This window comes from Streptosporangium sp. NPDC005286 (assembly GCF_040607515.1).
Taxonomy (GTDB): domain Bacteria; phylum Actinomycetota; class Actinomycetes; order Streptosporangiales; family Streptosporangiaceae; genus Streptosporangium.
On the sequence record NZ_JBEXGU010000135.1, the window covers coordinates 1 to 26,106 of the forward strand.

General features: G+C 69.4%; 25 protein-coding genes and 1 riboswitch. Of the genes, 6 read left to right on the plus strand and 19 right to left on the minus strand.

Annotation, left to right across the window (positions count from 1 at the left end; all coding sequences use genetic code 11):
- Both ABZU75_RS34505 and ABZU75_RS34510 read right to left on the minus strand, forming a co-directional pair.
- Nucleotides 1–1,168 (minus strand): cytochrome P450 (locus ABZU75_RS34505; protein WP_355563592.1); only part of this gene is annotated, 1,168 nt, incomplete at its 3' end.
- A gap of 149 nt (nt 1,169–1,317) precedes the next feature.
- Entirely contained in the window at nt 1,318–2,061 is a 744-nt protein-coding gene (locus ABZU75_RS34510; RefSeq protein WP_355563595.1) for a TerC family protein, read from the minus strand.
- A 207-nt stretch (nt 2,062–2,268) separates the two neighbouring features.
- A riboswitch (SAM riboswitch) is annotated at nt 2,269–2,384 on the plus strand.
- Between the two features lie 136 nt (nt 2,385–2,520).
- Between ABZU75_RS34510 and ABZU75_RS34515 the strand changes: the two genes are divergently transcribed.
- The 3 genes from ABZU75_RS34515 to ABZU75_RS34525 are packed head-to-tail and all read left to right on the plus strand — an operon-like array spanning nt 2,521 to nt 6,160.
- Complete coding sequence (locus ABZU75_RS34515) at nt 2,521–3,777, plus strand: aminotransferase class V-fold PLP-dependent enzyme (RefSeq protein WP_355563651.1); 1,257 nt, start codon at nt 2,521–2,523, stop codon at nt 3,775–3,777.
- 17 nt (nt 3,778–3,794) lie between these two features.
- Nucleotides 3,795–4,976, plus strand: coding sequence for an NADH-quinone oxidoreductase subunit D (locus tag ABZU75_RS34520; protein ID WP_355563598.1), 1,182 nt, complete (start codon nt 3,795–3,797; stop codon nt 4,974–4,976).
- Nucleotides 4,977–5,035: 59 nt separating this feature from the next.
- Nucleotides 5,036–6,160, plus strand: a complete 1,125-nt coding sequence (locus ABZU75_RS34525; protein WP_355563601.1) for an acyltransferase — start codon at nt 5,036–5,038, stop codon at nt 6,158–6,160.
- A 9-nt stretch (nt 6,161–6,169) separates the two neighbouring features.
- Here ABZU75_RS34525 and ABZU75_RS34530 read toward each other — a convergent pair whose 3' ends face one another.
- From ABZU75_RS34530 to dacB, 11 genes are all read right to left on the minus strand, one after another.
- The gene (locus tag ABZU75_RS34530) at nt 6,170–6,622 is read right to left on the minus strand and encodes a DUF3180 domain-containing protein (RefSeq protein WP_355563604.1); all 453 of its coding nucleotides are present in this window, start codon (nt 6,620–6,622) and stop codon (nt 6,170–6,172) included.
- Complete coding sequence (gene folK / locus ABZU75_RS34535) at nt 6,619–7,116, minus strand: 2-amino-4-hydroxy-6-hydroxymethyldihydropteridine diphosphokinase (protein WP_355563606.1); 498 nt, start codon at nt 7,114–7,116, stop codon at nt 6,619–6,621. The genes ABZU75_RS34530 and folK overlap by 4 nt, the downstream gene beginning before the upstream one ends.
- Nucleotides 7,113–7,475, minus strand: coding sequence for a dihydroneopterin aldolase (gene folB, locus ABZU75_RS34540; RefSeq protein ID WP_350925727.1), 363 nt, complete (start codon nt 7,473–7,475; stop codon nt 7,113–7,115). The genes folK and folB overlap by 4 nt, the downstream gene beginning before the upstream one ends.
- Before the next feature lie 185 nt (nt 7,476–7,660).
- On the minus strand, nt 7,661–8,101 hold the full coding sequence (locus tag ABZU75_RS34545) for a nuclear transport factor 2 family protein (protein WP_030905684.1): 441 nt from the start codon (nt 8,099–8,101) through the stop codon (nt 7,661–7,663).
- Nucleotides 8,098–8,949: a dihydropteroate synthase gene (folP, locus tag ABZU75_RS34550; protein WP_355563610.1), complete on the minus strand. Its 852-nt coding sequence runs from the start codon at nt 8,947–8,949 to the stop codon at nt 8,098–8,100. The genes ABZU75_RS34545 and folP overlap by 4 nt, the downstream gene beginning before the upstream one ends.
- A gap of 311 nt (nt 8,950–9,260) precedes the next feature.
- Nucleotides 9,261–9,842, minus strand: coding sequence for a GTP cyclohydrolase I FolE (gene folE / locus ABZU75_RS34555; protein ID WP_350925592.1), 582 nt, complete (start codon nt 9,840–9,842; stop codon nt 9,261–9,263).
- A gap of 2 nt (nt 9,843–9,844) precedes the next feature.
- Complete coding sequence (gene ftsH / locus ABZU75_RS34560; protein ID WP_355563613.1) at nt 9,845–11,854, minus strand: ATP-dependent zinc metalloprotease FtsH; 2,010 nt, start codon at nt 11,852–11,854, stop codon at nt 9,845–9,847.
- 279 nt (nt 11,855–12,133) lie between these two features.
- A complete protein-coding gene (gene hpt / locus ABZU75_RS34565) occupies nt 12,134–12,691 on the minus strand; it encodes a hypoxanthine phosphoribosyltransferase (RefSeq protein ID WP_350925588.1) in 558 nt (185 codons plus the stop codon).
- A 12-nt stretch (nt 12,692–12,703) separates the two neighbouring features.
- Nucleotides 12,704–13,717, minus strand: coding sequence for a tRNA lysidine(34) synthetase TilS (gene tilS / locus ABZU75_RS34570; RefSeq protein ID WP_355563618.1), 1,014 nt, complete (start codon nt 13,715–13,717; stop codon nt 12,704–12,706).
- Between the two features lie 117 nt (nt 13,718–13,834).
- A complete protein-coding gene (locus tag ABZU75_RS34575) occupies nt 13,835–14,929 on the minus strand; it encodes a zinc-dependent metalloprotease (protein ID WP_350957403.1) in 1,095 nt (364 codons plus the stop codon).
- Between the two features lie 51 nt (nt 14,930–14,980).
- Nucleotides 14,981–16,342: a D-alanyl-D-alanine carboxypeptidase/D-alanyl-D-alanine-endopeptidase gene (dacB, locus tag ABZU75_RS34580; RefSeq protein ID WP_355563621.1), complete on the minus strand. Its 1,362-nt coding sequence runs from the start codon at nt 16,340–16,342 to the stop codon at nt 14,981–14,983.
- A gap of 127 nt (nt 16,343–16,469) precedes the next feature.
- On the opposite strand from dacB, the gene ABZU75_RS34585 reads away from it, so the two are divergent.
- The gene (locus ABZU75_RS34585; protein ID WP_355563624.1) at nt 16,470–16,967 is read left to right on the plus strand and encodes an inorganic diphosphatase; all 498 of its coding nucleotides are present in this window, start codon (nt 16,470–16,472) and stop codon (nt 16,965–16,967) included.
- Between the two features lie 62 nt (nt 16,968–17,029).
- Here the strand turns inward: ABZU75_RS34585 and ABZU75_RS34590 are convergent, their stop codons facing one another.
- The 4 genes from ABZU75_RS34590 to ABZU75_RS34605 all read right to left on the minus strand — a co-directional run bounded on the left by ABZU75_RS34590 (nt 17,030) and on the right by ABZU75_RS34605 (nt 23,077).
- A complete protein-coding gene (locus ABZU75_RS34590; protein ID WP_355563627.1) occupies nt 17,030–18,319 on the minus strand; it encodes an NlpC/P60 family protein in 1,290 nt (429 codons plus the stop codon).
- 217 nt (nt 18,320–18,536) lie between these two features.
- On the minus strand, nt 18,537–20,399 hold the full coding sequence (locus tag ABZU75_RS34595) for a sigma-70 family RNA polymerase sigma factor (protein WP_355563630.1): 1,863 nt from the start codon (nt 20,397–20,399) through the stop codon (nt 18,537–18,539).
- Between the two features lie 185 nt (nt 20,400–20,584).
- Entirely contained in the window at nt 20,585–21,403 is an 819-nt protein-coding gene (locus ABZU75_RS34600; RefSeq protein WP_355563633.1) for a hypothetical protein, read from the minus strand.
- A gap of 63 nt (nt 21,404–21,466) precedes the next feature.
- Nucleotides 21,467–23,077, minus strand: a complete 1,611-nt coding sequence (locus ABZU75_RS34605; protein ID WP_355563636.1) for an ATP-binding cassette domain-containing protein — start codon at nt 23,075–23,077, stop codon at nt 21,467–21,469.
- A gap of 198 nt (nt 23,078–23,275) precedes the next feature.
- Here ABZU75_RS34605 and ABZU75_RS34610 point away from each other — a divergent pair, with 198 nt between their 5' ends.
- Nucleotides 23,276–24,541, plus strand: coding sequence for a Fic family protein (locus tag ABZU75_RS34610; protein WP_355563639.1), 1,266 nt, complete (start codon nt 23,276–23,278; stop codon nt 24,539–24,541).
- A 185-nt stretch (nt 24,542–24,726) separates the two neighbouring features.
- Complete coding sequence (locus ABZU75_RS34615) at nt 24,727–24,957, plus strand: hypothetical protein (protein WP_355563642.1); 231 nt, start codon at nt 24,727–24,729, stop codon at nt 24,955–24,957.
- 82 nt (nt 24,958–25,039) lie between these two features.
- Here ABZU75_RS34615 and ABZU75_RS34620 read toward each other — a convergent pair whose 3' ends face one another.
- Nucleotides 25,040–25,234: a helix-turn-helix transcriptional regulator gene (locus tag ABZU75_RS34620; protein ID WP_355563645.1), complete on the minus strand. Its 195-nt coding sequence runs from the start codon at nt 25,232–25,234 to the stop codon at nt 25,040–25,042.
- Nucleotides 25,231–25,692 (minus strand): hypothetical protein, encoded by a 462-nt coding sequence (locus ABZU75_RS34625; protein ID WP_355563648.1) that lies wholly within the window; start codon nt 25,690–25,692, stop codon nt 25,231–25,233. The genes ABZU75_RS34620 and ABZU75_RS34625 overlap by 4 nt, the downstream gene beginning before the upstream one ends.
- Between the last annotated feature and the right edge of the window lie 414 nt (nt 25,693–26,106).

Below are 26,106 nucleotides of genomic sequence, written 5' to 3' on the forward strand. Positions count from 1 at the left end.
TGTTGACGACGCCCGGCCGCCCGGGGCGCCGGTTGGCGTTTCCCCGGGGCGCGGCCCTGCGGAGCAGGGCGCCGAAGGACTCGATCAGTTCGATCCTGGCCAGGGGGGCGCCCAGGCAGAAGTGGATGCCCGCGCCGAAGGAGATGTGCGGGTTGTCCACCCGGCCGACGTCGAAGCGGTCGGGGTCGGCGAAGACCTCGGGGTCCCGGTTGGCCGAGCCGAACAGCAGCGCCACCTCGGTGCCGCGCGGGATGTCCACCCCGCCGACGGTGATGTCCTCCAGGACCCAGCGCTCGAACATCTGCAGCGGGGTGTCCCAGCGCATCATCTCCTCGATCGCGGTGGGCAGCAGGCCGTGGTCGGCACGGAGCCGCTCCAGCTCGCCCGGGTTGCGGAAGAGCGACCACCATCCATTGCCCGTGACGTTGACCGTGGCCTCGTGCCCGGCGTTGAGCAGCAGCACGCAGGTGCCGACCAGCTCCTCCTCGGTGAGCTTGTCGCCCTCCTCGGCCACCAGGGCAAGCGCGCTGATCAGGTCGTCGCCGGGGTTCGCCCGGCGGGCGCGGGCCAGCTCGACGAGGTAGGCGGAGAACTCCTCGGCCGCGCGTACCGCGGTGTGCTGGGCCTCGACGGAGGGGTTCAGCTCGTACATCCCGCAGATGTCGGCGGACCAGGGGCGCAGCAGGTGCCGGTCGGCCTCGGGCACGCCGAGCATCTCCGCGATCACGGTCACCGGGAGCGGCTCGGCGACCTCGGAGATCAGGTCTCCACCGCCGCGCTCGACGAAACGGTCCACCAGTCCCCCGGCGATCTCGGCGACCTTGGGGCGGAGCGCCTCGACCATGCGCGGGGTGAACGCCTTGGAGACCAGGCGCCGGAGCCGGGTGTGCACCGGCGGCTCGACGTCGAGCATCCCGGCCCTGACCACCCGCCAGAACGGGTCCTGGAACTCGGGGTCGTCGGGCCTGCCGAACTCGGCGTGGGTCGCCACGTGCAGGTAGGAGCGGCCGAGCCGACGGTCGCGCAGCAGCGCGTTGACGTCGGCGTGCCGGGCGACCAGCCACTGGCCGGTCGGTTCAAAGAAGCTGACCGGCCGCTGCCGCCTCAGCTCGTCGTAGACGTCGTACGGATGGGCGACGAATTCCGGATTCCAGGGATCAAAGCGCACACGGACATCGTAATGTCGCCCCATGCGTCAATTGCCTGTTCCGCCCCCTGGAGCTGGGCAGACGGATGCCCGGTGGCCCCACGACGGGTGAGAGCGCCATCGCCTGAGGCTGAGCCGTCTGCCGACGCTCGACAGCCCGCCACAGGCCGCTACACCTCGGTCGGGCTGCCCGACTTCTCGGGCTGGGCCGTCTTGGTGCGCAGCCGGATGTTCAGCAGCTCCACGATGAGCGAGAAGGCCATCGCGAAGTAGATGTAGCCCTTGGAGATGTGCTGCCCGAGGCCCTCGGCGATCAGCACGACGCCGATCAGCACCAGGAACGACAGGGCGAGCATCTTGATGCTCGGGTGCTTGTCCACGAAGCGGCTGATCGGGCCCGAGGCGAAGAGCATCACCAGGACCGAGACGATCACGGCCGCGACCATGACACCGAGCTGGTCGACCATGCCGACCGCGGTGATGACCGAGTCGAGGGAGAAGATGATGTCCAGCAGCATGATCTGGGCGATCACCGAGCCGAAGGAGGCCGCGGCCTTGGCGCTGCCGTGCCCGGTCTTGCCCTCGATGCTGTCGTGCATCTCGATGACGCTCTTGCCCAGCAGGAAGAGACCACCGGCGAGCAGGATGAGATCCCGTCCCGAGATCGGCTGACCGAGGACCTCGAAGAGCGGCGATGTGAGTTTCACCACCCACGCCAGCGCCAGCAGCAGCGCCAACCGGCTGACGAGGGCCGCGAGGAGGCCCAGCCTGCGCGCCTTGTCGCGCTGCTCGGGCGGGAGCTTTCCGGCCAGGATCGAGATGAAGATGATGTTGTCGATGCCTAGCACGATCTCCAGGGCGACGAGGGTGATGAACCCTATCCAGATCTCCGGGTTGGTCATCCAGTCCAACATCTGAGCCTCCAGCTCGCCCTACTTGATCACTACCGGCACAACGAGATCCGTCGTTCGGCGTTATTCAGCCACTACCAGGACAAACATCACCCGCCGCCAGGCGCCACCCGGCTCACTGCCCAGACGAACGGGACTCCTCATGAGTTCCCGAACATGAGAGACAGCACTTGCGAATTCCCGCCAGACGTCGGTTATAGTTCCCCCGTAGGTCATGAGTGCCAGTGACAAGCCCCGGCTCGCTGGCCGGCAACCCTCGCGTCCGCGGCGGGGTGCCCCGGGTGAGGACCTGGTCCGGCACGAGGTGTGCCGGGCAAGCGCGGGCTCCAGGCACCTATGCCATGGGTTGGGGTCCGATGACCTCGAAGGAGCCCTGGCGTGTCCGCACTGACGATCCTCACCGCCACAGCCGCCGACGCAGCCGACGCGGCCACCCCCACGACCGCCCTCGGGACCACCCCGGTGACCGTCCCCGCGACCCGTACGTCCGGCGACCGGCCGATCCCCGCCGTGCTCGGCTCCGACCTGGAGGTTCCGGTCAGGGGCGGCAGGCTCGTCCGCTACGCCAACCTCGACTACGCCGCGAGCGCCCCCTGTCTGGAGCCGGTGAGCGCCGCCGTCGCCGCCGCGCTCCCGGCGTACTCCAGCGTCCACCGAGGCGCCGGGTACGCGTCCCAGCTGACCACGGCCCGCTACGAGCAGGCCAGGCAGACGGTACGCGCCTTCGTCGGTGCCCGTCCCGACGACTCGGTGATCTTCACCAGGAACACCACGGACGCGACCAACCTGCTGGCCCGCAGCCTGCCCGAGGGCACCACCGCCGTGGTCTTCGAAACCGAGCACCACGCCTCGCTGCTGCCCTGGGAGCGCGCCCTGCGGCTGCCGGCCCCCGCCTTCCCCGGCGAGGCGGTCCGCGCCGCAGACGAGGCCCTGGCCTCGGTCGAAGGCCCCAAGCTGCTGGTCGTGACCGCCGCCTCCAACGTCACCGGGGAGCTCTGGCCGATCGCCGCGCTGGCCCACATCGCCCACCGCCACGGCGCCCGCGTCCTCGTCGACGCCGCGCAGCTCGTCCCGCACCGCCGCCTCAACCTGACCGCGCTCGACCTGGACTACGTGGTCTTCTCCGGCCACAAGCTCTACGCCCCGTTCGGCACCGGCGCGCTGATCGGCCGTTCCGACTGGCTGGCCGACGCCGAGCCGTACCTGCGGGGCGGCGGGGCGGTGAAGGCGGTGAACGACGACGAGACCGAGTGGCACGACGACCCCGAGGCCCGCCACGAGGCCGGAACCCCGAACGTTCTGGGCGCCATCGCGCTGGCCGCGGCCTGCGACGCCCTGACCGCCACCGGCTGGACCCCGCTGGTCCGCGAGGAGGAGCGCCTCCTCGACCGGCTGCGCGCGGGCCTCGCCTCCGTCCCCGGCGTGCAGGAGCTGTCCCTGTGGGGGCCCGACCATCCGCGCGTCGGCATCGTCTCCTTCGTGGTGGACGGCCGCACCGCCCGCGAGGTCGCCGAGGCCCTGGCCGGCGACTACGGCATCGGCGTCCGGGACGGCAAGTTCTGCGCCCACCCCTTCGTACGGCACCTGCTGGACGCCAAGGACGGCGGCTGCGACGACCCCACCGCCTCCGCGGTGCGCGCCTCCATCGGCATCGGCACCACCTCCGAGCACGTCGACCGGCTGATCACCGCACTGCGGGATCTTGCCTCGCGCGGCTGACGTGACAGCATAGGCATATGAACGAGCCTCGCCGTGAGCTGAGCGTGGGGATGGGAGCGGGTGCCGCCGCCGTGCGGGAAGCGCGCGGCAAGGAGCTCGCGACCGAGGACATGATCCTCAACATCGGGCCGCAGCATCCGTCCACGCATGGCGTGCTGCGGCTGCGGCTTACCCTGGACGGGGAGCGGATCAGCTCGGCCGAGCCGATCGTGGGCTACATGCACCGAGGCGCGGAGAAGCTGTTCGAGGTGCGTGACTACCGGCAGATCATCATGCTGGCCAACCGGCACGACTGGCTGTCCGCGTTCGCCAACGAGCTGGGCGTCGTCCTCGCGGTGGAGCGGATGCTCGGCATGGAGGTGCCGGTCAGGGCGGTCTGGACACGCACGCTGATGGCCGAGCTCAACCGGGTGCTCAGCCACCTGATGTTCCTCGGCTCCTACCCGCTGGAACTCGGCGCGATCACCCCGGTGTTCTACGCGTTCCGGGAGCGCGAGACCCTCCAGGCCGTGATGGAGGAGATCGCCGGCGGGCGGATGCACTACATGTTCAACCGGGTCGGCGGCCTGAAGGAGGAGCTGCCCGAGGGGTGGCTGGGCCGGGTCGCGACGGCCGTGGCCGACGTGCGGCGACGGCTGCCGGACATCGAGAACCTGATCGCCGGAAACGAGATCTTCCTCGCCCGTACCCGCGGGGTGGGCGTGCTGGACCGCGAGACGGTCATGCAGTACGGCGTGAGCGGCCCGATCGCCCGCGCCTCCGGCGTCGACCTCGACCTGCGCAGGGACGAGCCCTACCTCGCCTACGGCGAGCTGCCGGTGAAGGTGGTCACCCGCTCCGCCGGAGACTGCCACGCCAGGTTCGAGGTGCTGCTGGAGCAGGTGAAGGTCTCCCTGGACCTGGCGGACGCCTGCGTGCGGCGGCTCCGCGAACTGCCCCAGGGGCCGATCAACCAGCGCCTGCCCAAGGTGCTGAAGGTCCCCGAGGGCCACACCTACGCCTGGACGGAGAACCCGCTCGGCCTCAACGGCTACTATCTGGTCTCGCGCGGGGAGAAGACACCGTGGCGGATGAAGCTCCGGTCCGCCTCCTTCAACAACGTCCAGGTGCTGCGCGAGATGCTCCCCGGCAACCTGGTCTCCGACATGGTCGCCATCCTGGGCTCGATGTTCTTCGTCGTCGGCGACATCGACAAGTGAGGCACGGTCAGCAGCACATGATCGAACCCGGCGGGGACCAGGAGAAGGCGACTCCCCCGATGACACCCGCGTCCCCCGCCGATCACGGCGGCCCTCCGACCGGCGACAGGCCACCGCGGGACCGGTACGTCGACTGGTTGCGCGCGTTCAGCCTGCTCGTCGTGGTGCTCTGGCACTGGGCCTTCACGATCCTCCAGTGGGGGCCGAACGGCCCCTCGCCGACGAGCCCGCTGGGCTTCACCTCGGGGCTGTGGATCTTTACCTGGCTGCTGCAGGTGTTGCCGCTCTTCTTCTACGTGGGCGGGTACGTCCACCTACTGTCCTGGAACCGCGCCCGCGAGCGCGGGATGGGCATCGGCACCTTCGTGTGGCGGCGCATCCGCGGCCTCGCGATCCCGACGCTGGCGCTGGCCGGAACCTGGATCGTGCTGGGCGCGGTCGTGACGTGGGCGTTCGGGATCAAGTGGATGGACCGGGTGGTCCTGCTCGTCATCAGCCCGCTCTGGTTCATCGGCGTCTACCTCATGCTGATCGCCCTGCTCCCGGTCGCGCTCTGGCTGCACCGGCGCTTCGACGTGCTGATCCTGATCTGGCTGGCCGGGGCCGCGCTCGTCGTCGACGTGCTGCGACTGCGCTACGGGTACGAGGCCGTGGGCTGGCTCAACATGATCATTGTCTGGGGGCTGGCCCACCAGGCCGGGTTCTTCTACGCGAGGATGGTGGCGCTTCCCCGCCGCTTCGACGTCGCCATCCTGTGGACCGGGCTGTTCGCGCTCTTCGGCCTGGTCTACTCGGACATCTACCCGGGCTCGATGGTCGGCGTGCCCGGCGACAAGCTGTCCAACATGGCACCGCCCACCTTCGTCATCGTGGCGTTGCTGATCTTCCAGATCGGCCTGGTGGAGGTGCTGAGGCCGGCCATGGAGCGCCTGCTCGACCGCCCCAGGTGGCAGCGCGTGAACGAGACGGTCAACCGGTTCGCGCTCCCGCTCTTCCTCTTCCACACGACCGGCATGGCCATCTGGGTGGCGCTGACCTGGTGGCTGGCGGGCAGCGGGCCGGGCAGCCGGGCCCGGCCCGACCTGCTCTGGTGGCTGGAACGCCCCCTGGCCGTCGCCGGAGCACTGGTGTGCACCCTCCCGGTCATCATGCTCTTCGGCCGGAAGTGGGCCAGGGGGCGCTGACGCGTCCGCTCAGTGGTCGTCGTCCGCGGAGTCCTTGGGCACCTTGCAGCAGTACTCCAGGTACAGGGCCGCGCAGACCAGCAGCACGCACACCAGCATCGACCCGCCGGTAATGAAGAAGTCCTGACGGGGCACCCTCTGGTCGAGCAGTTCGGCGGTGTAGAGGGTGAATCCGGCGAAGAGTCCGGCGAAGACCGCCCCGGCGTACGCGGAGGCCTTGGCCAGGGCCGCCAGCCGGGCCACCGCCAGGGGATCGACGGGCTTGGTGTCGGGCCTGCGCTCGATCCTGGCCTTCGTCATCCACCCGCTGTAGGCCTCGCCGATCGCCAGCACGAGCACCGTCGGGATCGCCGTCCACGGCACGGTCGGCAGGGACACGTAGAGCGGCTTGAGCAGCGCCCAGGTGAGGATGGTGACCACGATGAAGAGCCCGACGAGGACGCCGGGACGGCTGGGCCTCACCCGGGCCCCTGGAGGGCCAGCTCGGGGCGGGGGCGCACGTAGTCCTGGTCGAGACCGGCCAGCAGATCGGCCACCCGGCGCCCGGACAGGACGGCGTCCGGATCGGCCCGCACCCACGGGACCAGCACGAACGCCCGCTCGTGCGCCCTGGGATGCGGCAGGGTCAGGTCTGGGTCGTCCATGACGACGTCTCCCACGGTGATCAGATCGACGTCCAGGGTGCGCGCTCCCCAGCGCTCCACCCGGACCCGGCCGAAGGCGTTCTCCACACCTTGAGCACGATCGAGGAGGTCCAGGGGTTCCAGCGCGCTCTCGGCGATCACCACCGCGTTGAGGTAGGCGCCCTGCTCCGGGCCGCCGACCGGGTCGGTCTCGTAGACCGGCGACACCGCGACGAGCGTGAGCCCCGGCTCGGCGAGGAGGGCGTCCAGCCCACCCCGCAGGGTGCCGAAACGGTCGCCCAGGTTGCTGCCGAGCGCCAGGACCACCCTCATGCCCGGCTCCGGGTGATCGTCACGATCACGTCGTCGAACGGCAGCGGGATCGGCGCGGCGGGCTTGTGCACGCTCACCTCCGCCGACCGGACGAGCTCGCGGGCCAGGCAGACATCGGCCAGGCGCTGAGCCAGGGTCTCGATCAGGTCGACCGGCTCGCCCGCCACGACCCTCGCCAGATCCTCGGCGAGCTCGCCGTAGTGAACCGTCCTGCCGAGATCGTCGCCGGCCGCCGCGGGCGCCGTGTCGAGGAAGAGCGTGACGTCGACGACGAACTCCTGGCCGAGCTCCCGCTCCGCCGCCAGCACACCGTGCCGCCCGCGCACCCGCAGCCCCTTCAGGCTGATCCGGTCCGCCACCCGGCCCGACGACAGGCCGTACGCCGCACCTGCCGGATCCCCCGGTGGGTCCTGGAGTGAATCGCCGATCAGGTCGGCGACGCCGTCGTTGATCCGCAGGGGCTCCTGGTCGTGGGATCCGTCACCGGCCCGTACCCCGGCCGCCCGGGAGGTGTTCCCGCCGGGCCGTTCGCCGGTGCGCTCGCTCACGCCACCTCCTCTTCCTCTTCGTCGTCGTCACCCTGCAGCACGGGCGAGCCGTGGTGCAGCCAGAGCCGCCACCCCGCGGACGTACGCACGAAGGTGTTGCTCGCCACCACCTTGCCCGCGGCGAAGCTGGAATCACCCTCGTCTCCCGCGGTGAGGATGTTCTCCTCACAGGTGAGGATGGCGACGTCGCCCAGGACCATGACCCGGACGTCGGTCAGCACGAACTGGATGTAGGGCGTGTTGGCCATGATGAGCGCCCATGAGCGCAGCACCTCCTGCCGGCCGTTCACGATCGGCCACCCGGGGTGCACGCAACTCACCTGCTCGCCATCGATGTCCTCGGCCCAGATCTCGGTCATCTTGTCGAGGTCGGCGTCCTCGATGGCAGTGTAGAAGGCCTGGTTGACCGTCTCGACGGCGGTGGTGTCGACGCTCATGGTCTCGCTCTCTGAACTGCGGCAGCCACACGGACGGCGTCCGCGTTCGGGCGGACATCGTGCACGCGCACGCACCAGGCCCCCGCCTGGGCGACGAGGGCGGTCACGGCGAGCGTGGCGTCGTCACTGCGGCTGAAAGGACGTGGCGTGCCGTCCGGGGCGGCCAGCAGGCGACCCAGGAACCGTTTCCGCGAGGCCCCGACGAGCAGCGGATAGCCCAGCTCGGCGAGCCGGTCGAGGCCCGCGATCAGAGCCCAGTTGTGGTCGGGGTTCTTGGAGAAACCCAACCCCGGGTCGAGCACGATCTGTTCCTCCGCCACCCCCTCGGCCAGCACGGACTCGACCCGCTTGGTGAGCTCCTGGCAGACCTCGGTCACCACGTCGCCGTACACGGCCCTGTCCTGCATGGCGTGGCTGTGCCCCCGCCAGTGCATCACCACGTACGGCACGCCGGAGGCGGCCACGACCCTGGGCATCGCCGGGTCGGCCAGTCCTCCGCTGACGTCGTTGACCAGCTTCGCCCCGGCCTCCACCGCCACCTGGGCCACCTCGGCCCGCATGGTGTCGACGCTGACGGCGACCCCCGCGCGGCTCAGCTCCCTGATGACCGGCTCGACCCTGGCCATCTCCTCCTCCAGCGGCACCCTCGCGGCGCCCGGCCTGGTGGACTCGCCCCCCACATCGACGATGTCGGCCCCCTGCTCGACCAACTCCAGGCCGTGACGCACGGCCTCCGCGGGGTCGAACCATCGGCCGCCGTCGGAGAAGGAGTCGGGAGTCACGTTGACCACGCCCATCACGAGACACCGGCCCATGTCCGGCAGCCCGGGCACACTCCACGTAGTCATGCGGACAAGCCTAGGCGTTGCGTACCGTCCGTCCGTCTCGCGGGTCCGGCTTGTGCCACCACGAATTCGTACACCCGTCACGGAGCGGACGGCCTTCGGTCGGGGTGTCCGGCCTGCATGCGTCCTCCTCCGGAGGGACCCTGGGGCGTGTCCGCCGCGATCCGAAGATCACAGAGCACCCGGTCCTGCCGGGTATGGCGATATTAGCCGGATCAAGGTTGGCTTGGGGGATTTCTCTGGGCGGCAACGCGGAACCCCGTCCGTGCCGCCGAAGGGCGGTCCGGACGGGGTTCCGTGGATGCTCTGCGAGATCAGCGGATGATCAGGGCCATCGCCTCGGCGCGGGTCCTGTCGCTGTCGCGGAAGCTTCCGCGCACCGCCGAGGTGATCGTCTTGGCACCGGGCTTGCGGACGCCCCGCATGGTCATGCAGAGGTGCTCACACTCGATCACGACGATGACCCCGCGCGGCTCCAGCACATCCATGAGCGCGTCGGCGATCTGGGAGGTCATCCGCTCCTGCACCTGGGGACGCCTGGCATAGACGTCGACCAGGCGGGCGAGCTTGGACAGGCCGGTGACCTGCCCCTTCTCGTTGGGGATGTAGCCGACGTGGGCCACGCCGTGGAACGGCACGAGGTGGTGCTCGCAGGTCGAGTAGACCTCGATGTCGCGAACCAGCACCATCTCGTCGTGGTCGACGTCGAAGACCGTGGTCAGGACGTCCTCGGGGGTCTGCCCCAGCCCGGCGAACTGCTCCGCGTAGGCACGGGCGACCCGGGCCGGGGTGTCCCGGAGACCGTCGCGGTCGGGATCCTCACCGATGGCGATGAGGATCTCGCGGACCGCACTCTCCAGCCGGACCGTGTCGACCGGAAGTGGCTTGACACTCACACTCAGTTCCCGTCCCTCTGCACGGAGTCGGGCTGGCCCGATCCGTTGGGAAGGACACCGTTACCCTCGGTCACCTGCTCACCAGGGGGAAGCGAGCCGTTGCCCGACTGCTCCTTGCGGGACAGGATCGGCGGGCGGTTGGAGGGCAGCCGCTTGCCATAACCCGAGTAGGAGGGCCTCTTCTCCTTGACGACGACCGGGGCGAAGATCTGCAGAACCTGCTCGCGGGAGAGGGTCTCCTTCTCCATCAGCTCCAGCACCAGGTTGTCGAGCACGTCGCGGTATTCGACGAGGATCTCCCAGGCCTGGTCGTGGCCCGACTCGATGAGGCGGCGGACCTCCTCGTCGATCGTGGAGGCGATCTTCTCGGAGTAGTCGCGCTCATGACCCATCTCACGTCCGAGGAAGACCTCGGCGTTGCCGCTGCCGAACTTGCGGGCGCCGAGCTGCTCGCTCATGCCGTACTCGGTGACCATGCGGCGGGCGATGGAGGTGGCCTTCTCGATGTCGTTGGAGGCACCGGTGGTGGGCTCGTGGAAGACGAGCTCCTCAGCCGTGCGGCCACCGAGCAGCATCGCGAGCTGGTCCATCATCTCCGAGCGGGTCGCGAGGAACTTGTCCTCCATCGGCAGCGTCATCGTGTAGCCGAGGGCGCGTCCGCGGGACAGGATCGTGATCTTGTGGACCGGGTCGGAGTTGGGCAGCGCGTGCGCGACCAGGGCGTGACCGCCCTCGTGGTACGCGATGATCTTCTTTTCCTGGTCCGACATGACCCGGGACTTGCGCTCGGGACCGGCCATCACGCGGTCGATGGACTCCTCAAGGAGCTCCATCGTGATCAGCTTCTGGTCGGCCCGCGCGGTGAGCAGCGCGGCCTCGTTGATCACGTTGGCCAGGTCGGCACCGGTGAAACCGGGCGTCCTGCGGGCGATGATGTCGAGGTCGACGCCCTCGGCGAACGGCTTGCCGCGACCGTGCACCTTGAGGATGCCCTTGCGGCCCTCCAGGTCGGGGCGGTCGACGGTGACCTGGCGGTCGAAACGGCCGGGGCGCAGCAGCGCCGGGTCGAGGATGTCGGGCCGGTTGGTCGCGGCGATCAGGATCACGCCGCCCTTGACGTCGAAGCCGTCCATCTCGACGAGGAGCTGGTTCAGCGTCTGCTCGCGCTCGTCGTGACCACCACCGAGACCGGCGCCGCGGTGGCGGCCCACCGCGTCGATCTCGTCGATGAAGATGATCGCCGGGGCGTTCGCCTTGGCCTGCTCGAACAGGTCACGGACTCGCGAGGCGCCGACGCCGACGAACATCTCCACGAAGTCGGAACCGGAGATGGAGTAGAACGGCACCCCGGCCTCACCGGCGACGGCCCTGGCGAGCAGGGTCTTACCGGTTCCCGGCGGGCCGTAGAGCAGCACACCCTTGGGGATCTTGGCGCCGATCGCCTGGAACTTGGCCGGGGCCTGCAGGAACTCCTTGATCTCCTGGAGTTCCTCGATGGCCTCGTCGGCACCCGCGACGTCGGCGAAGGTGGTCTTCGGAGTGTCCTTGGTGATGAGTTTGGCCTTCGACTTGCCGAAGTTCATCACCCGGGAGCCGCCGCCCTGCATCTGGTTCATGATGAACAGGAAGATCAGCACAATGAAGACGATCGGCAGGAAGCTCACCAGGAGGCTGAGGAGGAAGTTCTCCTTGGGCACGTCGACGTTGTAGCCCTTGTCCAGCTTCTTCGCCACGACTGCGGCCTGGAGCTGGTCGGCGAGCTGAACGCCCTGGCCGGTCACCCACGAGGAGTAGTAGCGCTTGCCGTCGGTCAGCGTGACCTCGATGCGCTGTTCCTTGTCGATGATCTTCGCGTTGGAGACCTTGCCCTCATCGATCCAGCTGATGACCTGAGAGGTGTCTCTCTTCTCGAAGTTGCCGTCGCCGCCCCACATGGTGGTGACGAGAAGCAGCAGAACGACGATGCCCAGGATCCACAGCAGTGGCCCACGTGTAAATCGCTTGAGATCCATCCGATGCGGAACCCCGGCGGGCCCGTCCCTTCCTGACCAGAGCCTGGCAACCCCGGGCGGACCCGGGGTTCGCGGTATCCCTAACCGCTCCAACTGACTGTCCGAAAGCGGCGGAGGCCACCTCTTCGGTCGTCCGAAGGTACACCGGCGTGGCGTGCGGGGTCACCGCGCGGACAGCACCGGCTTTCCCTACCAACGTACGTCAGGTAGGTCCGTGTTCCCCGCCGCTATGGGCAATGTCGCGTTTGTGAATGACACACTTCGCGCAGGGCGTACTTTTCACTCCGCTCCATACACGTGCGGCGCGAGAGTTCCGATGAAGGGGAGGTTGCGGTAGCGCTCGGCGTAGTCGAGGCCATAACCGATGACGAACTCGTTGGGAATGTCAAAACCGACGTACTTGACGTCGATCGGCACCTTGACCGCGTCCGGCTTGCGCAGCGCTGCGCAGATCTCCACCGAGGCGGGGTTGCGCGACTTCAGGTTGTGCACCAGCCACGACAGGGTCAGGCCCGAGTCGATGATGTCCTCGACGACCAGCACGTGACGGCCGGCGATGTCGGTGTCGAGATCCTTGAGCACCCGCACGACGCCCGACGACCTGGTGCCCGCTCCGTAGGACGACACCGCCATCCAGTCCATCTGCACCGGCACGTGCAGGGCCCTCGCCAGGTCCGCCATCACCATGACCGCGCCCTTGAGCACGCCCACGATCAGCAGATCCCTGCCCGCGTAGTCCTCGTCTATCCGGCTCGCGAGCTCCTTGATCTTGGCCTGGAGCTCTTCCTCGGGGATGAGGACCTTCGAGAGGTCCTTGCCCATGTCGGCTGCGTCCACCTGGGATTTTCCTTACGAAACGGGGCTGATTGACTGTCTGGCGAGTATCAGGGTGTCATACCGGCGGATCGCCGCCACCCCCCCGGGCACCTCTATCCGCCGCTGTCCCCGCCACTGTGTGACCAGACGGTCCACCTGCAGGACGTGCGAGGCCGCGAGAGTGCCGGGCGGTGCCCCCGCGTCGATCGCCGCTCTCCGCAGCACCCTGCGGCGCACGGCCGCGGGAAGGCGTTCCAGGTCCCGTACGGCCATCGTCACCACTCCAATATCGCTAAGAGCGCAATCTCGTACCACGACGCGGGCGTAGACCTCGGCGGCCCAGGCGTCGAGCGCGTCGGCGTCGTCACGGCAGAGGTCGGCGGTCCTGGCGAGCGCCTCGGCGACGCCGGGGCCGAGCTCGTCCTCCAGGGCGGGGAGCAGCCGCTCGCGGACCCGGACCCGGGCGTAGCGGGCGTCGAGATTGTGCGGGTCGTCCCACGGGGACAGGCCGAGCGCCGCGCAGGCCGCCACCGTCGTCGCGCGGCCGAGCCCCAGCAGCGGCCGCCGGTAGACACCGGTCCGCGCGGGCATCCCGGCCAGCGACCGGGTGCCGCTCCCCCTGGCCAGCCTGAGCAGCACGGTCTCCGCCTGGTCGTCCCTGGTGTGCCCGAGCAGGACGGCCGCCGCCCCGAGCCGCTCGGCGGCCTGTGACAGAGCCGCGTACCTGGCCGCTCTGGCCGCCGCCTCAGGGCCTCCCGAGGTGCCGACGGAGACCGCGAGCGCCTCGGCGAGGTCGAGCCCCAGACCGGGCGCGAGCCGTACCACGTCGGCCGCGCGCTCCCCGGAGCCCGCCTGCAGGCCGTGGTCGACGGTCAGCAGACCGGCGCGGAGCCCGGCCCTGGGCGCGGTGAAACCCAGCGCGGCGGCCAGGGCCAGGGAGTCGGCGCCACCGCTGCACGCGGCCAGCACCAGCTCGCCCGGTCCCAGGTCGCCCAGCGCGTGCCGTACGGCACGGCGGACGTCGGCGACGGCGGGATGCGGACCCATGCTCGCCATTCTCCGGCCTCGGACGGGGGTGCGGCACCGCGCGAGGCGGCGCCGTCCCCCACCTGTCCCCCTGGGCTCTCCCGGGTCCTCCCGGGTCCTCCCGGGGGGACGGGCGCCTCAGCCGGGAGTGCCGCTGGCCTCGGAGATGGCCGGGGCGTCGATCACCCTGGCGATCCACCGCTCCGGCTTGGAGATCTCCCCCTGGGTGGGAAGGGTCTCGGGCGAGGTCCAGACCTTGTTGAAGCCGTCGATGCCCACCTGGCCCACGACGGTGCGGACGAAGGCCGATCCCTCGGCGTACTGCTTCATCTTGAGGTCGAGGCCGAGCAGCTTGCGGATCGTGCGGTCGAAGCGGGAACCACCCTCGCGGCGGTGGTGGAACTTGGCCCGGATGTCGGCGACCGAGGGAACCACCGAAGGGCCGACCGCGTCCATGACGTAGTCGCCGTGCCCCTCGACCAGGGTCATCACCGCGGTGAGCCGGTCGAGGATCACTTTCTGCTCGGGCGTCTGGATCGCGTCGATCAGATTGCCCTCGCCGCCCCTGATGACGTCCGTGAACGTGCCGGCGGCCGAGCGGAGCCGCTCCAGCAGGGCGGGCAGGTCGATGTCGGAGGCCAGCAGGAAGTCCGTCGTCTGCGTCCTGACGTACTCGCGCAGCCAGTGGACCCCGGTGAACTGCACCCGGTGGGTCTCCTCGTGCAGGCAGACCCAGAGGCGGAAGTCACTCGGGTTGACGTTGAGCTCGTGCTCGGCGTGGACGATGTTGGGTGCCACCAGGGTGAGGCGCCCCGTGGCCGCCTGGCCGGTCGGGTCCGGCGGCAGGAACAGCTCGTACTGCCCGAGGACACGGGAGGCGAGGAAGGCCAGCACCGCGCCCACCTCGACCCCGGTGACGCGTGAGCCCACCGCGCCCACGATCGCCGGCGTCTGGCCACCGCGAGCGGCCATCCGCTCGGTGAGCGGCTCCAGCACCACCCGGAACCCGTCGACGTTGGCCTTGATCCAGCCGGGCCTGTCGACGACGGTCGCGGGCTGCGGCGCGGTCTCGGTGTCGATTCGGGTGAACTCGCGGACGTGCCCTTCGGCCTCGCGCGAGAGCCGCCGCAAATCAGCGACGGCCTGCCGGGCCTCCTCTCGGCTCACTTGCGGCCCGGGGCGCACCAGGCGCGTTCCGGTCGCTACGGCAAGATCCCAGTCGATCACCTGCATACCGTCCACCGTACGTGCTCCCTTCCCGGGCCGCGCACCCGGAACCCTTGATCAACTGACGGCCACCGCCGCCGCGAGCCTGTCGAGGGCCGCCTCCGCCTTGCCCCAGCCGGGTGGGACGTCGTCCGCCATGAAGGCGAAGGTCACCAGGCGTCCGGCACGCGTGGTGGTCATACCCGCCAGCGTGTTGACCCCGTCCAGGGTGCCCGTCTTGGCGCGGACGAGCCCGTAGGCGGAGCGCGTCTTGTCGAACCTGTGCCCGAGGGTGCCGCTGAAGCCGGCGACCGGCATGCCGCTGGCGATCGGGTTCAGGCCGGGGTTGGCCGGGGAGGCCGCCACCGCGACCAGGCGGGCCAGGGCCTCGGGGGTGATGCGGTTCCTGGGGGACAGCCCGCTGCCGTCGAAGACCCGCACGCCCTTGTCTGCGCCGAGCCTGGCCAGCACCTTGCCGACCGCCCGGGCGCCGCCGTCGAAGGAGGCGGGCTCGCCCTCCTTGATCGCCACGTGCCTGGCCAGCGCCTCGGAGAGGTCGTTGTCGCTGAGCGTGAGTGCCCGCTCGGCCAGGGCGTAGACCGGCGCGGATTCGACCCTGGCGATCTCCTTGGCACCGGCCGGCGCCGTGGACCGCCTGGCGGACTTGGCAACCGTGATGCCGTACTTCGACAGCAGCGACACGAACGCGCTGTGCGCCGCGCGGGAGGGGTCGGAGGTTCTCTGGCCGCCGCTGGAGATCCTGCCCTCGTCGACCATGAGCGCGGTGACGGGGGCCACGCTGCCCTCGGGCACGTAGCCGGGCTTCCACGACGCGGCGGTGCGCGGCCCCACGTAGAGGGAGTCGTCGTAGGCCACCGTCACCTTGGACGTCCCCGCCGCCGTCAGCGCCCTGGCGGTGCGCGAGGCGAGGGTGGCGAGCGAGGCGGGCCTGGGATAGACCTGGCCGGCCGCCGTTCTCGGGCTCGCCAGGGTGGGGTCGCCACCGCCGACGAGGATGATCGAGCCCGGCGAGGAGCCCCGCACCACCCGGGTGCTCAGCCTGGTGTCGGGCCCCAGCGAGGCCAGCGAGGCGACAGCGGTGACGACCTTGGTGGTGGAGGCGGGAGTGATGCCCTTGCTCTCGTGGCTGCCGAACAGCATGGCGCCCGTCTCCGCGTCGATGACCGCGGCCCCGACGCTTCCTCCCAGAGCGGGGTCCCCCAACGCCTCGGTCAACCGCCCTGCCAAAGTACCCTTGGCGGGGAGAGGTCCGTTCCCCCCCGCGGCCAGCACCGGACCCGAGGTGATGACCGGGACGGGGGGCGGCGCCGCCGACGCGACACGCTCGGACTCACCTTTGACCAGCACACCGCTGGTGATCAGGTGTGCCCCGGCCGCGACGACGAAAATCTGCAGCAGGACGAGAGTGACCAAAGCCACCCACCGCTCACGCCGCATTACCATTACGTCGCCGACCTCTCATCATCAGTAGCCAAAAGGCATAAAACGCCTACGAGACATTAACGCCCAACCGGGGGTGCCCGGGGGTCTGAGTGGAGGAAACGCGGTGGAGTTCGACGTTCTCGTTGAGATTCCCAAGGGGCAACGGAACAAGTACGAGGTGGACCACGAGTCAGGCCGCATCAGGCTCGACCGCATGCTCTTCACCTCCACGCAGTACCCCGCCGACTACGGCTTCATCGAAGACACGCTGGGCGAGGACGGTGATCCCCTCGACGCCCTGGTGCTGCTCCAGGAGCCGACCTTCCCCGGCTGCCTGATCAAGTGCCGCGCGGTCGGCATGTTCCGCATGACCGACGAGAAGGGCGGCGACGACAAGGTCCTCTGCGTCCCCGCCACCGACCCCCGGATGGAGCACATCCGCGACATCCACCACGTGCCGGAGTTCGACCGCCTGGAGATCCAGCACTTCTTCGAGGTCTACAAGGACCTGGAGCCCGGCAAGTCGGTCGAGGGCGCCAACTGGGTCGGCAGGGTGGAGGCCGAGGAGGAGATCGTCCGTTCCATCAAGCGCGCCCAGGACGAGTCCTCCGGCAAGCACTGAGCCGCCACGGGTGACGGCTCAGTGCCGCTGAACCACTGCTGAGCCGTCACACCGGACAGGTCTCACGCGGGGCGGGTCGCGCCGATGAGGTCGCTGCGCCACATCGGCGCGACCCGGACCACGTCCCCCGTCTGCGGGGCGTGCACCATCAGCCCCCGGCCGACGTAGATCCCCACATGGTGGATGTCTCCGGGATTCCCCGTGACCTGCCCGTAGAAGAGCAGGTCGCCCCGGCGGAGCTCGCTGAGCCGCACGTGCGGGCCCGAGGTCCACTGGGTGCCGGTCCAGTGGTCCATGTCGATCCCGACCCGCTCCCAGGCCCGCATGGTCAGCCCCGAGCAGTCGTAGGCGGCCGGCCCGTCGGCCGCCCACACGTACGGCTTGTCGAGCTGGGTGAGCGCCCAGTCGGCGGCGATGTCGCCCCTGGCCGACTCGGCGGTCACGTTGAGCGCCCAGCGCGACACGGGCTCCCCCGAGGCCACTCCCATCCGAGCCTCCTCGCGGCGCATCGCGGCCGCCTGGTATCGGGCACGCTCGGCGTTCTCCCTGGCGATCCTGGCCTGCTCCAGGGCCACCTCGCGTTCCCTGGCGAGCTTCTCGGCCGTACTCCGCGCCTCGTCGGCCAGCTTCTCCAGCCGCGCCTGCTCCTCCTCGATCCGCCGGGTCTCGTCGACCTGTCTGGCGACGGCCTCCTCCGCGGCCTGCTTCGCCTCCTCGGCCTCCGCCTGCGCCTCCCGCTGCTCGGCGTACGCGTCCTCCGCCTGGGCCTGGAGGATGGCGAAGACCTCCTGGGACTCCCGCAGCTGCTTGAGCGTCTCGGCCTGCCCCCCACCCATATGGGCCAGAATGCTGGCCCTGCGCAGGTAGCCGTCGTCCGTGGGTCCGCCGTTGCCGGTCATCATGGCCATCATGGGCTGGGCGATGTCCAGCCCGCCGTAGCTCTGGGTGGTGATCGCGGCCACCGCCTCGCGGGCCTTGGCGACCTGGGAGCCGGCGGTCTTCGCCCGCTCGGCCGCCTGGGCGGAGAGCTCCTTGGCGCGAGCCGTCTTGACGAGCTCCCCGTTGTACGACTCGACGAGCCTCTCCGCGTCGGTGACGAGCTCCTCCAGCCTGGCCCGTGCCTCGGCGACCAGGACCGTGGTCTCGCCGAGCCTCTCACCACGCTCGCGGGCCATGGCCCGTGCCTCGGCGACCTCGTCGGCCGACGGGCCCGTCACGCCGCCGGGCGCGGCGTCGTCGGCCGGTCCCGACCGGCCGGGCACGGCGCCGGCGGGGAGCCCCTGCCCGGCGATCAGGCAGCAGGCCAGGCCCGCCACCGCGGCGGCATGGCGGCGCCGTCTGACTGAATGCATGCGTCTCCCCCCGGAGTCCCCCTGAAACACCGCTTGCCGCGGTCTCACCGCAGAACGCGGCGCGTCGCCGCGTGCCAGGCGGCCTACCTCAACATTCCCATTCGTCACTCTACGCACACATGGCACTCACGCCACGTAGTCACCGCCCGCCACAATACCGCCGCTCGTGAGGGGCTCGGCCCGTACCGCCGAAGGGATGCCGAAAGCGTCTCGACGCTCAGACGGCCGGTGTCCTGCCGCCCGGAGGCCGCTCGGCGAGGGGCGTGACCGGCCCTTCCGGTGAGGTGGAAGGGCCGGAGAACGCGGGAGAGCCGGGCGGCGGGGGTGGAGCGGGATTCGATCCGGTGAATGTCGGCCGGGAGGCGTCCGGGGACCGCCGCTGAGCGGCCCGCGGCTGGCCGAGGTCTCCCCGCGGCCCGGAACGCGGAGGTCTCAGGTCTCCCCGCGACGGCCCGGGGCCGGCGGACGGAGCCTGCGGATCGGCGAGCGGCGGCATGGGATCGGCATACGGCGGCCGAGGATTCGCCCGCGGCGGCCGGGGGTCCGCCTGCGGGGGTCTCGGGGTCTCTTGAGGGGGCCGGGGGATCACCCGGGGTGGCCTGTGCTCTCCTCGCGGGGGCCTCGGGCCGCCCCGCCAAGGCGCCGGGCTCGCCTGCGGGCCGCCCGGCTCCGTCGATCGCCGTGTGTCGCGGCAGGGGCGGAAGGACCGGTGTCCGTGGTGGTCACGGTGCGGGAGGCGGCTGTCCGGTGCACCGGCCCCGGGAGCCCCCGGCAGCACCGGCCCGCCACCCGACGGCCCGCCGGTCGAAGGTCCGCCGGTCGAAGGTCCGCCGGTCGAAGGTCCGCCGGTCGAAGGTCCGCCGGTCGAAGGCCCGTTGCCCGGTGGTGGGGGCGGGGTCTCCGCCGGGTGGCCGGTCGGGCCCGGCACCGGCACCGGCACCGACACCCGACGGTCGACCTCGGGGCCGGGCCCGGTGACGCCGACCGACTCCGTCACTCCGGGCGAGCCGGTCCGCCCGACGGCCGTTTCCGCGCGGACGGGCGCCGGCGCCTGCGGCGCGTCCACCCGTCGGTGCTCCCTCGGCCTCCGGTGCTCATCCGGCCGCTGGGCGGCCGGAGGCTCCGCCGACGCCGAGAACGCCTCCGAGGCGACACCGGGGCTCGCGTCTTCGGACAGGAGGGTGGTCTGGGTGAGGAGCAGAGCGAGCGCCACCGACGCGGCGACCGCGGCCGCCGTACCGGCCATCACGCAGGGCCGGCGACGACCTCCGCGCGCCGTACCGGCGGGAAACCCGGCACCGTCGAGGGGGCCGACCCGGTGGGCGACGTCGTGCCGGTAGGGGATCCGCGCGGGGTCGGAGAAGCAGTCCATCACCCGCGCGCGCAGCGTCGGCGGCGGCGCGACCACCGGGAGCAGGTCGAAGACCTTGGCCGCGGAGACCTGCCTGACCCGGTGCGGGGCGCAGGTGTCGCACCGGTTCACGTGGCGGATCACCCGCTCGCGCGTCCGCGTGGTGAGCTCGCCGGTGAAACCGGTCAGCATGCGGGCTCGGCTCGCGCAGTCGTGGGGCCCCTTGCGGACGAGGACCTCCGCGGTGACGACGTCGCGCAGCTGCTCCCTCGCCGATTCGTACCGCGCGGCCGCGACCTTGGTGGTGACGCCCAGGACCGCGGCGAGGTCGACGGGCCCGAATCCGTGCCGGCAGCTCAGGTCGAGGACCTCCCGGTCCTCGGGCGACAGGCTCCGGGTGGCGTTCCACGCCATCACCCGCAGGTCCGCCTCGCCGGCGTCCGCCGGAACGGGGACCTGCGGGTCAGGCTCCCCGGCAGGATCGCGCCGTACGCACTCCCCCCGAGCGAGTGCGTACAGCCACGCCTCCAGCCGACGGGAGTCGGCGAGCGCGTGAATATGGGCCTCGGCCGCGACGAAGGTGTCGAGGAACGCCGGTTCCGCACCCGCCGAGGTGCCGAGCATTGAATGGCAGTACCGGTAGACGCTTTCCGCATACGAGTCGTAGAGGCCGGAAAGGGCCGCAGGTTCCCTCGCGCGCAGCGCTTCGACCAGGACACCGTCAGTCATGCAACCGAAGGTAAACGGTTGGCAACTATAAGTTCCAGCCATTTCTCCACGTTGACTCCAACTGTCTTAATAGAGTCAACGAATCCAGTAAACCACTCCTCGCGACCCGTAGTCATAAATGTTGAAGAATGGCCATTTAGCTGAATTAATCGCGCTTATCGGTATGTCATGGAGAGGATTCCCGATCACGGGTGGCCGGCGTTCGCGAGCGGGGCCTGCCTGCCCCGGTCCTTGGCGAACGGGGGCATCTTCGGCTTGACCGTGTGCAAGGGCAGCGCACCGCCGAGGGCGAGCTGTTCGAAGGGGCGACTGCTCGACCCCCAGGTGCGCGCGGTCACCTCGGCGGAGGCGATGTCGCGGGTGTTCTGGACGCTCTTGATCTGCAGGATGAACCGGCGGTTCTCACCCGCCTGGAGGTTGTCCACGAACGTGCTCCCACCGCCGAGCAGCTTGCCCTGCTTGTCGCGCAGCAGCGCGGTGACGGCCAGGCTGCGGGTCGGCATCACGTACGGGGTGCCGACGTAGCCGGTGACGAGATAGTTGCCGTCGGCGGTGCGGTCGGTCAGCACGCCGCGGACCGGGAAGGGCTGGAAGGCCGAGACGATCCGGCCGGCCAGGTGCCAGCGTGCCGGGCGGTACGCGATGCTCACGTTGGCGGGCTTGTCCTGGGTCACCACCTGGCCGGTGAAGGGCAGGGTTCCGGCGGGAGGCACCGCGTCCAGCGGCTGTTCCAGCCGGACCACCTCCTTGCCCTCGGCGTTCTTGGCCACCACGGTGGCCACGATGTGCTCGCCGAAGTGCCACGGGTTGGTGTTGGCCAGCACTCCTGCCCAGTTCACCACATACCCATCGTCACCCTTGACGATGGACGATGCCTGTTCCCTGACCGCGATCGGCTGGAGCGCGGCGGCCCGCTTCTGCTTCTCCTCCTCATCGGTGCATCCGGCACTTCCGATGAGGAGGAGGAGGGCGAGGGCGCCGACGATTCGGGTGCTGTGCGTCACCTAGCCGTGATAACCGGTGGCGGTACCCCTCCCACTCCGACGCGCCGGGAACGACCCGAGTCTTTACCTCTGGCGGACCACCCTGGTCTCATCCCATACCGGTTCGGATGATTCGTAGACCTTTCCATCGGCACCGAAGACCAGATAGCGGTCGAAGTCATCGGCGAACCAACGGTCGTGGGTGACGGCGACCACGGTCCCGTCGAAGGCGTCCAGCCCTTCCTGGAGAGCCTCGGCGCTGGCCAGGTCGAGGTTGTCCGTCGGCTCGTCCAGCAGCAGCAGGGTGGTGCCGGACAGTTCGAGCAGCAGGATCTGCAGCCGGGCCTGCTGGCCGCCGGAGAGGGTCTCGAAGCGCTGCTCGGCGATGGTTCCGGCCAGTTCGTATCGGGACAGCGCCTTCATCGCCTCGTTCTTGAGCCGGGCGTGCTCGGTCATGACGATCTCGCAGGGCGTCCGGCCGATGAGCTCTGGACGGGCGTGCGTCTGAGCGAAATGCCCGGGGACGACCCGGGCGCCGAGCCGGGCCACCCCGGTGTGCCTGACCTCCTCCCCGGCGATCAGGCGCAGGAAGTGCGACTTGCCCGAGCCGTTGGAACCCAGCACCGCGACCCGCTCGCCGTACCAGATCTCCAGATCGAACGGCTTCATCAGGCCGGTGAGCTCAAGCCGCTCGCAGATCACCGCCCGCTTGGCGGTCCGGCCGCCCTTCAGCCGCATGCTGATGAACTGCTCCTTGGGCGCCGCCTCCGGTGGCCCGGCCTCCTCGAACCTGCGCAACCGGGTCTGGGCCGAGTGGTAGGCGGCGGCCATGGTGTCCATGTACTTGGCCTTCTGCTTGAGCATCAGGACCAGCCGCTTGATCTTGGCGTGCTCCTCGTCCCAGCGCTTCTTCAGCTCGTCGAGGCGCTCGTTGCGCTCCCTGCGCGCCTGGGCGTAGCCGCCGAACCCCCCGCCGTGGACCCAGATGTTGCCGGACTCGACGGTGATGATCCGGTCCGCCGCGTTGGCCAGGAGCTGCCGGTCGTGGCTGACCAGCACCACCGTCTTGGGGGTCTCGCGGAGCGCCTGCTCCAGCCAGAGCTTGCCCGGCACGTCGAGGTAGTTGTCCGGCTCGTCGAGCAGCAGCGTCTGGTCGGGGCCGCGCAGCAGCGCCTCCAGCACCAGCCGCTTCTGCTCACCGCCCGACAGCGTGTTGACCTCGCGGTACTTGCAGTCGTCGTACGGCATGCCGAGCGCGGCCATCGTGCAGGTGTCCCAGAGCACCTCGATGTCGTAGCCGCCGGCGTCGCTGTAGTCGGTGATGGCCTGCGCGTAGCGCATCTGGGCCTTCTCGTCCTCGCGCTCCATCATCACGAGCTCGGCGGCCTCGAGTTTCGCCGCCGCCTCCCGCACCCGCTGAGGGGCGACGCTGACCAGCAGGTCGTGCACGGACCGGCCGTCCCGGATGCTGCCGATGAACTGCCGCATGATCCCCAGGCCGCCGGAGCTGGCGACGCTCCCGTCGACCGGCTGCAGGTCACCCGCGATCAGTCGCATCAGCGTCGTCTTGCCCGCCCCGTTGGGCCCGACGAGCGCCGCCTTGACCCCGTCGCCGACCCGGAAGGACACGTCGTCCAGCAACGGCCGCCCGTCCGGCAGAACGTACGTCAGATGACCAACCTCAACGTGCCCCACAACGATTCCCTTCCTAGGTCCTCGCGCAGGCTACCCGCCAGCCGGTCTCTCGGACATTTCGATTTCCGCTGTCCCGGCGCCGCATGTTCACACCAGACCGGAGCCCGCGGCCAATCTCGAATCCAGAGAGTTCACCCAGGGCGTCCATACGAATGGTTAGCATTTAACCGTTCATATGGGCGGAGGGGGAGAACACTTATGGCCGAGTACATCGCCATGTCCTGGCCAGGTACTCCGGGCGGTGCCACGCGAGCGGAACGCCAACCGTGCCACTACAAGGCGTACGTTCCCGATCCTCTGCTGGGACGCCCCCTGAACCTGACGGCACAACGCGCAGCGGATGTGGGCGACGTCGAGCACCGGCTCGTGGAGTTGAACGCATCCCCACGAGCCCTGATCAGTCTTGAAGCGCTGGCCAGGCTCCTCCTACGAGCCGAAGCCGTGGCCAGTTCGTTCATCGAAGGCCTGCAGATCAACGTTCGGCGTCTCGCCAAAGCCGATGTGGCATCACGTACCGGCATAGAGGCACACGATGACACGGCACACGCGGTCCTCGGGAACGTCCGGGCGATGGAATCGGCTCTCGAACTCGCGGACGCACCGGCCGTACATGTCACTGACATCCTGGAAGTCCACCAAAGGCTTCTCAACGGAACTCGGGACGCACGCTTCGGCGGCCTGATCAGAACCGAACAGAACTGGGTTGGCGGAACCGGCATGTCACCATGCGGCGCCGACTTCGTCCCCCCACCGCCCGACAGAGTTCACTCGCTCCTCGAAGACCTGTGCGCGTACATATCAGGAGACGACCATCCCGCCCTGGTCCAGGCGGCCATCGCACACGCACAGTTCGAGACGATCCACCCATTCGTTGACGGCAACGGCCGTACGGGACGGGCACTCATCCACCTGATTCTCCGTCGTCGAGGATTGGCTCCCCGCTTCGCCCCACCGATCAGTCGCATCCTGGCGTCACACACCGATGCCTACATCTCCGCACTCACCGCATACCGTTACGAGGGAGCCTCCGACTCTCCGCAAGCCCAGGAGGGCATGGGCACCTGTCTCGATCGATTCGTCGCGGACGCCGCCCGCGCCAGTATCGACACGGATCGTTTCGGCGCGACACTCGACGCCCTCGAAAAGGGCTGGCGAGAGAAGCTGGGAAGAGTGCGCGCGGGGTCCTCCGTCGATCTTCTACTGCGAGTGCTTCCCTCTGCTCCCGTGCTCACGGCCACCACCGCCGCCGACCTGATCGGGCGATCCGCCCAGCGAGCCAACGACGCGGTCAACCAGCTCGCGGCAGCAGGCGTGCTCAAACAGACCACCATCGGCAGACGTAATCGCGCATTCGAGGTCCCCGACCTCATCAACGCCCTCACCGGATTCGAAAGAGCACTCGCCAGTCCGCTAGGTGACACCCGCCAGGCAGCCCCCACACGGCCAGTCCCTTACCGACCATAGATGAGTAGTTCCGAAGTGGCGGCGATGCTGATGGCGGGCTGCGCTGGGTGGGCCGCCTCCGGCCCGCCCGTGGAGCGGGGGCTTCGGTGGTGCGCCTGAAGCCCACCCCGGCCAGAATCTGACCGCGCCCCTTGAAATCGCGAAAACCGGCCACCGAATAAGACGAGGGTGTCGAAGATCAGTTTGTGACGACCGACCTGGACACCCTCGTGACCGCACTCTATGTCAAGATCGACGACGAGATCGGAGAAACCCGGTGGATGGGCCGACCACCCCTGCTCAGCGACTCCGAACTCGTCTGCCTCGCAGTGGCCCAAGCCCTGCTCGGCTACCACTCCGAGGCCCGCTGGCTGCGCTACGCCCGCAAGCACCTGTTCGGCCCTCCGCTCCCGAATGTGTCCCCAGCCGCCAGATAGCCGGGTGAGAGATCACGATTGCGGTTCGTGATCGTTTCGGACGGGTGAATGCGGCTCGGCCGCAGGCCACACCCGAGGCGCTTCATTGATCGTCGAGAAAGAGCTCTTCGATCTTCAGGTTGAACAGCTTGGCGAGACGGAAGGCGAATGGAAGGCTCGGGTCGAACTTCCCTGTTTCGATCGCGTTGATCGTCTGCCTTGACACGCCGACACGCTGCGCCAGGTCAGCCTGCGTCCAGGCGCGTTCGGTCCGAAGTTCCTTGATGCGGTTCTTCATCGGTATCTGATCTTGCCGACGACGAAGGCGATCGAGTAGACGACTCCCAGGAGCACGGGGAAGAGTGCGATATTGACGTCGTAGGCGATGAGGCCGGCGGCGTCCGCGACGACGTAGGCGAATCCGCCGACCCACCCCACTCCGAGGGTGACCTCCAGCGCATCCTGTAAGAATTTCCGTTGCAACTCATCGAGTCCTCGGAGAAAGCGCGCGAAGGCGACGATCCATCCGATGCCGACGACAAGATTGGCGGCAACTGCGGTCCAGCTCGCCACCGGTTGCTGCGAATCCCATAGGAGTCCGGGACCGAACCTGGCCAAGGCAAGGGTCGCCACCCAGGCGAGTGTCCAGAGTGCAAGTCGAACGGTTGTCTTGATCGAGTCCCGATAGGCCCCGGTCTCGTTGTGTGCTTGCACGAGTTTCCCTTCCTGTGACGAGAAGTCAAGTACACTTGACACGATAGAAGGCGCCTGCCGCGATGTCAAGTTCACTTGACAATGGCCGAGTCGGCCCCGGTCCGGGCGGCCTGGGACTGCCGTCGGTTCCGCCTAACAGGCCCTCCACTCGGGGCGGCGTCACCGGCTGCAAAGTAGCGAGAAAGGCCAGGTCAAAGCCCTCCCGACAGATCCCTTGATCAGGATGCGAAGCCATGGCGCTCCGCGGTCGCCTGGGATGCCGATCTTCTCGCGAGGCCGATGAACAGCAACGGTGTGGTCCGGGCTCTCCATCGGATGGTGGGAGCTGATCACTCACAGCTGCTTGTTGGGTCGGACCGGGGCGCAGTGCTGGCCTTGCGGCCAGTCCGTTTCCCCGGCCCGCCCGCCGAACCCGGCGTGCCTCTCTCAAGGCACCGGGCTCTCCACGTGTCTTGC